The organism is Gemmatimonadota bacterium, from assembly GCA_009838845.1.
Lineage (GTDB): Bacteria > Latescibacterota > UBA2968 > UBA2968 > UBA2968 > VXRD01.
Map to the genome: position 1 here is coordinate 1 of VXRD01000072.1, position 7,643 is coordinate 7,643.

Genomic DNA, 7,643 nt, shown 5'->3' on the forward strand with positions numbered 1-7,643 from the left:
CTATAATAGTATCTATCTGGAAAATCTTACTGTTGGTTATTCGTTCAGATTTTTGTCGATCTAAGAACATATTGATTTCATAAGGCTGGCACTCCGGAAAGGCTCTCTTGAACTCTTTGAGACGAGATTGATACTTCTCATAGCCATCATCTTTGATCTCTTTTTCTATTTCTGACCACACTGGCAAATCCAAGGCTTCTGATAATTGACAAGTTGTATCATCCATGGGCAAGAAGTATTCGGGATTTATCAAAAACAGGGTTTGAGTCAATTTCGCAACTCCAACGTTTGTTATTTTCAGAACGTTATTGAAATCATTCAAATCAATTTTTGGGTCATCCTCTACTGTCTCTACTGTCTGCCTGAACAAACGCCAAAGCAAATTGGGATCAAAGTTTTTTCCATCATGAAAAAGCACAAGGGCGGGAGGAGGCGGAGTGGGGATGACATAGTATTCATCTATACTCGTATCTAGGGGCGCACTAATGTCAAATATATTGTGAACACTATTGTACACTATCTCCCTTTGATAACGGGTATTTTTTTGAGCTAAAGAATAAAAAAATGAAAAGGGATCAATATTCTCATCACCATATAGAAGCACACGAGGTTTTCCCGACCCCCACATCATCTGATTCGCTTTTTCGATCAGATAGGTTTCGCCCCCTTCCGCAATTTTTTTTCCTAACTCTCGAAACCACGGCACCCAACTATATATCTCTTTCATTTAACAATCTCCATTTGTTTGATGGATTCAATGAATTTTGCAGACAGTGTCTGCGAAATCTGTACGTGTTAAGTATTTCAAAATATCTCGTTAGGCATCATTCCTTAGCCTCATCGCCAATCTTCTGCTCCAAGTTAAGAGTAGTCAAAGCGACCAGAAGATTTTCTGCATTGAATATCCACTGACTACCGTCCGCCAAACGTACTCGTGCGACATAGGTGACCGTCGTTAGAAAGCCCATATCATTAGCGTACGCCCGCCATTCTCCCTCTATAGTGGATTGACTCGGAGTGAAGTCTTTTACTTCTATATTGCCAAGATTTTTCATATTCTGCCCGAATACATCGTAAAGTAGCGTACGTAATTGAACGGCGACGATTGGGTGCTTGATATCTATTGAAGTCCGAGCCGAGAATCTGAAGCCGCGATCTTTATGGATGATCTTTGTCGTGTGAGATCGAATTTTGATGGGACACGTTGGATCGTTGAATAGGATGCTCTCGCGGGTCAGGGTTGATCCTTCGTTGAACCACTCCCCGAAGATCCTAAACGCAAGAGGGCCATCCGGCTGTCGTTCAATGTTGTAGTCGGCCGCACCCACCCATACGGGCATTAGGTAAAGTATAGCTGCTATTGTCCTGAGTTTAATCATGTATGAAACCCTCCTGAGTTTGTTTGCCGGATTGCAGTAGACTGGATCGCGGCTCAACACCATGCCGCGATGACGGCTCTATTGATCGGGTTGATTGACGCCTGAGGTTAATTCATTATTCATCCAGACCTGCCCCGCTTCTGTAAGAACGCGGACAACCTCGCGGAGTTTATTCTTATTTTTAATCCTCGAACGCAGCGCAGTCATAAGCGGCGTATGTCCCGCGCGGTCTCGCAAATCGACCTCCGCACCGTGTTCGAGAAGCAGGGAAACAATCTCCACAAATCCCGCCCTCGCCGCGCAGTGCAACGCAGTCTGGCCCTTGTAATTGCGCGCATTTACATCGGCGCCGCGCGCGACCAGATCCCGGATGCGATCAACACGCCCACCGCGATCACCTCGAGACTGAAAAACAATCGGCGGCCAACCATCCTCTGCGCGATTCGGATCGCAATCCACCCCGCGGCTCGAAAGCAGCGCAATCATATCGGGATTGGTAAGACCGGAACGGGGCAGTTCAGCGGTCGTCGGATCGAGACCCGCGTCGAGCAGCACCTTCAAAATATCCGCCCGGTCGCGCCAGATACAGAACCGCACCAGCCGGTCGCCACAGAGCCGCGGATCTGCACCCCGCTCGAGCAACGAACAAACAATATCCAGATAACCAGCGCTAACCGCGTAGTGCAACACCGTAGCGCGAACATTCGTATCGTGCTGTACCCTCTCCGCAGTGGCGAGACCCGGATCGCGGCGCAAACACGCGGCAACCGCATCCCTATCGCCCAAATAGGCAAACGTATAAATATCAGCAGTGGCACCCCGCGCCCACAACACATCGGCAACTGCATCGTGCTTCTTAAATCGCGCCGCGCAATAAGGCGAAATATCCACCAGCAACGGCGTAAAATGGCAGCCCCACGCATGGACATCCGCACCCTGGTCGAGCAACCATTCGACCATCGCCAGCCGCCCCCGATACGCCGCTTCCCAGAGCATCGTCCGTCCGTGCGACCCAACGCGCAACAACCAGTCTGGCCGCTCCGCCAGCACCGTCCGCACAGTCTCCAAATCGCCGCGACCAGCAGCCGCAACACCAATCTTTAAAAAATCGCTGGTTTTACCCGTAAGTAATGACATAGATTTTTCTTTAAACTCTAAAAACTTCACATAAAAGATCCGAGATACACCCGGTCATGTGGTTTCCTCATTGGGAGACTCTACTTCTTCTGCTACCTCTAAGATGGCATCCAGCACTGTGGATATCTCGGGATCGATCTGGTCTTTTGGTACATATCGGGAAAGGGTGTGGTAATTCGTCTTTTGCATGAGATTAGGCATGCTGAGTTTTTGGAAGAAACTTTCAAATAGAGGATCGAGAAAATCATCACTGACCTTCGTATCTGAGCCCCATGGCGATCCCTTGCCAAGGGTTTTTAGGGCCTGCTCAATTTCGGTGATGGTTTCTTCCATCTTAACCTTCCAAACAGATGCAAACAGAGCACCAACTTCTCGTTGTTCACCCATATCTTCCGCCCATGCCATGAGCACTTCTTTTTTACATAGATAATTTTCTATCTCTCGCTGTTTCCACATGTACTCTCGCAGTTCAGGACGATCTTGTAATTCCTGATCTATTTGGTCGAAAAGCGCAAACCCGATCAAATCTTGTTTTGCCTCTCGCAATCCATAGAAATGTTCACGCGCTTTCCCAGGTTGATTGTCAACATACATCACAAAAGGACGTTCCAGTACATCTTGTGCTGGATGATTGAGTTTCTCAGCAAAAGCCTGCAAGATAGCGAGATCCGTCGAACCCTCAAGGTAGAGTACCCAGCCTCTTTGTTCTGCCTGATAGTATTGCTCAAAACCAATAGATCTGAGAAATTTTAGAAGCTGACTTCCGCGGTCATCAATTCGATGCGGCCTCCCTAAAAATGCGACAACAACATCGCGGTCAGCAGCCTCATTCAGGATAACTTCAGAATGGCTGGCAGCAATAATCTGGCTATTCTGTTGAGTAGCTAACTCGGTGAGGGTCTGGTAGATTTGTCGTTGCCTTAGAATCTCGAGGTGTGCATCTGGTTCGTCAAGAAGAAGCACGGACTCAGGATGTGCTGCGAGATAGGAAAAGAGAAGCAGGGTTTGCTGGAGCCCCCGCCCCGATGACGAGAGATCCAGACGACTCTTAGAGCGATCCCTATAGGTCATCTCAATCTCGCCGCGTTCTGGAATGTAAATTGGATTATCGAGATCAACCCCAAATAGGTCATGAATTTTTTTGCAGACCGTTACCCAAATTTCCTCGTCTTCGCTCATAAGTTGGTAGCAAAGATTGCGGAGGACCTCGGCGGTACGCCCTTCTCCAATGCGAACATTGATGGCACCGGGATCAAGCCTTGTTTCGTTTGCCGTAAGTCCCGACATTGGTGGAAGAAACGCGACAAGGAGATTTTCTACCCCCTTGGGTATTGGCATGCGCTCCGGGTTGCTACCTTCGGCCAAACGAAGTGGACGGCAGTAAAAAGACTCCTGGTTCGCATAATCGAACTCAAGTCCAGATTTCCAGGCCTCCCCCTGAGTCACGCCTTCCACAAGAATTTCTATCCGAATATTCTGGGTTTGCTGTCGGCCCTCGATTTTCCGAACATCGCGAACATGCAAATTTCGCCAGAGCAAATTCGCATGTGAAACGGGAATAGAGATCAGGTCCCGCCGATTGATGGCTACCCCTGGCCGCTGCTCGGGTTTCGTTTTGTCTTTATACCTTTCATTCCAACGTTTAAGACCTATATCCCAAAGAGCAAGGGCTTGAAGCGCGGCCGTTTTACCAGAGTTGTTTGGCCCGATGAAAACAACAGGGTTACCAAGCTCTATCTCAACATCCTCAAACCGTTTGAATTTCCTACAGATCAATTTAGTTAGCATGGGTTTGTCCCTTTGTGTAAGAAATTAACTCAGTCCCCAATAACCGTATCCACATGCGCGCGATAAATCCAGGCCGTATCGTGTGCATCGAGAAAATTTGCGTCAAAACCGCCAAAGTAGAGAAATTGACCCGCATCCTCAGAAAAAGGCGACAATTTGATCGTGCGTATCGCCACCAGAAAAGGATCGCCGAGTTTCCATCGCCCATTCACCTCATTGACCCGATAGCTCAAATCGGGATATCGGATCAGATAAGCCGCGCCCGGATACCACTCCCCAAAAGTCTGTCCCCCATTCACCTTTGACTGAACACCCATCAAATGAACGGTCTGTCCCGTCACAGGATCGGTAACAGGCACCATATCGCTGTACGCGGCAATAATACTTCTGCCCCTGATAGAACGTCGCCACGCCTTATTGAGCAACGCATCGATCCTCAACTCAACAGTCGCGGCATAATCCTCCTTTGGATCCATGCGAATAATGCGATCTGTATGAGAAAACAAAAGAGACTCACCTTCACCTGCTGGAGAGGGAATCGCCGTCAAACCGCGGATACCAGCCTGTTCAAAACTATACGGCGTATCATCCGTGTAAACCTCCTTCCAAACAGGTGCTTGCCCATCTACGCGGCGATAAACCGACGTCCCAACCGACGCGTACAAAACGCCATTTGCCTCTGCGAAAGACATAGGACGCGCTACAATCGGCCCAAACTCGGATGCCTCATCCCATCGAATCTTCCCCAACTGAGCCGGATCATACACCCCCGAATAAATCCCCAACTGCCCCGCAGAAACAAAAATGCGATCCACCCCTGTCACGCGATCGCGATGAACAAAAAACGCGCGCACCATGCACCGGTATCCCCTGCCGGACTGAAGCGTAGTCCTCACCCACGAACCACTGTCATCGTCTCGCGTAAAAATATTCGACTCGCCCATCCCGAGAACGCCCCTGCGCCGGTCAGAACCAGCCAGCAAAAGATTTACTCTCTCGGACAGAGGATTGCCCAAGTCATCAGTTTCAAATACCACCGACTTCAGCGCAGTAACCCGAAGATGCGAAGCCCCCAGACTGTGGTCTATACGCCACGCATCAGTCGGTGAATCAATCACCAGAACCTGCGCCCAGGGAATCGCGGTATAAGGATTATCCATCCAATAGCCATTTCCGGCATAAAGCCGCCCCTTATGCGCTTCGATATGCACAATCTCCGTACCCCTCGCAAGAGGATCTGCGGAACCGATGCGACCTGCCAGAAAATTACACATCCAGGACTGCGTATCGCTATTCATCACTTCACCGGTATGGGATTGACAGAAAGGGACAGCGCGCGGTCGCGCTCACTGCGGTAAACAGCCTGGGACAAAAAACCGCGCGCATACAAATCGGACAAAATCGCATCGCGGCGCTCCAGCGCGGCAATGGGATCATTCATCGGAACATCCGCACCCTGCGCGAGATCGCACAGCAGCAAAACCTCGCCAGCCGTGAGCTTTGAATGGTGAATATCAAAATGATACAGGGAAGCCCGCTCAAGACCCTGCACGGGACCAAACGCCGCGTAATGCAAAAATGCGGCAATGCGCTCCTCCTCTGGTGTGTACGCGAGAAAAAGTGCAAAAACCAGACGGCGAATAGGCTGTTGGGGCGCAAGAGCTTCGGAAAGGATCCACTCTATATCTGACGCATCCGACCGCGTGTAATACGCCGTAACCAAATTGGGTATATCATCGGCATAATGCGAAGTTGGCGGCACATTGAGAGCGCGGTGAAAAGCATCTCGGTAATCCAGGAAAACTACAAAAACGCAAATCCCCAGAGCGATTGCAGCAATTGGTAAAAAAATATATCGCGCCTTGAAAGTCACACATCCTCCACTTACAGGGTATATTCAGTCTGTGTAATATTCATACCCGCAATCTCGTACACCCGAAAGGGATGGGGTGGCTCTCGAAAAGCACGCGCTGTCGCAAAACAAACATGACCTTCCGCCATGAGATCCTCTCCCTCGTGATAATGCCCACTAAGCACGAGCTTGTGGCGCGAATCTGCGAGCAGTGCAGCTTTCAACTCAGCCGCATCGCCATAATTAAATGGATATCCTCCGCTATGCTCGGGAAATATCATATAGTGTTGCAAATGAATTTGCGGCCGCGGATCGCCATCTGACAACACAGATTGAAACCGCGCGCGTTCCGCCCCAACGCGCTGCGGGACATTGTGATCCCCCTCCTTATCGAAAAAAGTAATCACGCGAAAACCCTGCGCATCAAAATCAAAAGGCTGATCGCAAAAGACGCGGCGAAAAGACGCGGGATGATCGTGATTGCCAGGCACATACGCAACAGGACAGGAAAGACTGTCGAAACATTCGCGCACGAGATGGAGATCTTTTTCCCCCAGTGCAATCGTATCGGGATCGTCTAATACATCGAGCGGATAATCAACCAGATCACCCGTCACAGCGACCAAATCGGGAGAATGCGCGGCAATATGACGCGCACCTTCGGATATAAGATCAGGCCCGCACTTAATATTATCCCCTTCGATATGGTGGCGAAGGTGGAAGTCGGAAATATGTGCAATTTTCATTGAGTAATCCTCCGTTATCAGTTATCAATCCCAAGATACACAGATCGGGGAATGCGGTAAAGGCTTGTTTCATGATCCGCAATTAGTTCCCACCCACCAGTCCTCAGCCCCTTGCCTCTTTTCCCACTGGATTTGCCCGTCCTGTTTGCCTATATTCCCAGCGTTTCCAAAACCCCAAACTTTTTCAGGAGGTCATAATGCTCGATGTTGGCGATATCGCGCCTGATTTTCTGGTCAAAGACCACACAGGCAGTGAAGTAAAACTCAGTGATTATCGCGGAAAAACCGTCGTACTCTGGTTTTATCCCAGAGCAAGCACGGGTGGCTGAACGGCTGAAGGTGTGGGATTCCAGGAGCGAATCCGTGACTATGCAGATAGAAATGTGCAAATTCTGGGCGTGAGCACAGACAGTGTAGAAGCCAATGCCAAATTTGCAAAAACACAGGAATTTGAATATCCCTTATTGTGCGACACAGAACGCGAAATCTGTCTATCTTACGGGGCTTGTCAATCGGCATCGGACCGCGCTGCCAAACGCATGACATACCTCATTGCACCCGATGGGACAATCGCACAAATCCATACCAATGTGGATGCGCGAAAACATCCCGAGGCATTGTTGCCCACAATATAGGGATGCATCGACTGGCGGCAGACGGATTGTATCGTCTGCCGTTTTACTTACGAACGAATAGACGAATAGACGAATAGACGAATAGACGAATAGACGAATAGACGAA

General features: G+C 49.4%; 9 protein-coding genes. 2 read left to right on the forward strand and 7 right to left on the reverse strand.

Going from position 1 to position 7,643, the window contains the following annotated elements; translation table 11 throughout:
- The 7 genes from F4Y39_09340 to F4Y39_09370 form a co-directional block, all read right to left on the reverse strand.
- Positions 1-727 (reverse strand): hypothetical protein (locus F4Y39_09340; protein ID MYC13913.1); only part of this gene is annotated, 727 nt, incomplete at its 3' end.
- Positions 728-824: 97 nt separating this feature from the next.
- Positions 825-1,379 (reverse strand): hypothetical protein, encoded by a 555-nt coding sequence (locus F4Y39_09345; GenBank protein ID MYC13914.1) that lies wholly within the window; start codon positions 1,377-1,379, stop codon positions 825-827.
- A gap of 78 nt (positions 1,380-1,457) precedes the next feature.
- Entirely contained in the window at positions 1,458-2,516 is a 1,059-nt protein-coding gene (locus tag F4Y39_09350) for an ankyrin repeat domain-containing protein (protein ID MYC13915.1), read from the reverse strand.
- A 54-nt stretch (positions 2,517-2,570) separates the two neighbouring features.
- On the reverse strand, positions 2,571-4,304 hold the full coding sequence (locus F4Y39_09355) for an AAA family ATPase (protein MYC13916.1): 1,734 nt from the start codon (positions 4,302-4,304) through the stop codon (positions 2,571-2,573).
- Positions 4,305-4,333: 29 nt separating this feature from the next.
- The gene (locus F4Y39_09360; protein MYC13917.1) at positions 4,334-5,602 is read right to left on the reverse strand and encodes a hypothetical protein; all 1,269 of its coding nucleotides are present in this window, start codon (positions 5,600-5,602) and stop codon (positions 4,334-4,336) included.
- The gene (locus F4Y39_09365; GenBank protein MYC13918.1) at positions 5,602-6,177 is read right to left on the reverse strand and encodes a hypothetical protein; all 576 of its coding nucleotides are present in this window, start codon (positions 6,175-6,177) and stop codon (positions 5,602-5,604) included. Before F4Y39_09365 ends, F4Y39_09360 begins: the two co-directional genes overlap by 1 nt.
- Before the next feature lie 11 nt (positions 6,178-6,188).
- Positions 6,189-6,902 (reverse strand): hypothetical protein, encoded by a 714-nt coding sequence (locus tag F4Y39_09370; protein MYC13919.1) that lies wholly within the window; start codon positions 6,900-6,902, stop codon positions 6,189-6,191.
- A gap of 197 nt (positions 6,903-7,099) precedes the next feature.
- Between F4Y39_09370 and F4Y39_09375 the strand changes: the two genes are divergently transcribed.
- Both F4Y39_09375 and F4Y39_09380 read left to right on the forward strand, forming a co-directional pair.
- Complete coding sequence (locus F4Y39_09375) at positions 7,100-7,231, forward strand: redoxin domain-containing protein (protein ID MYC13920.1); 132 nt, start codon at positions 7,100-7,102, stop codon at positions 7,229-7,231.
- A 12-nt stretch (positions 7,232-7,243) separates the two neighbouring features.
- Positions 7,244-7,537, forward strand: a complete 294-nt coding sequence (locus tag F4Y39_09380) for a peroxiredoxin (GenBank protein MYC13921.1) — start codon at positions 7,244-7,246, stop codon at positions 7,535-7,537.
- The last annotated feature ends 106 nt before the right edge of the window (positions 7,538-7,643 follow it).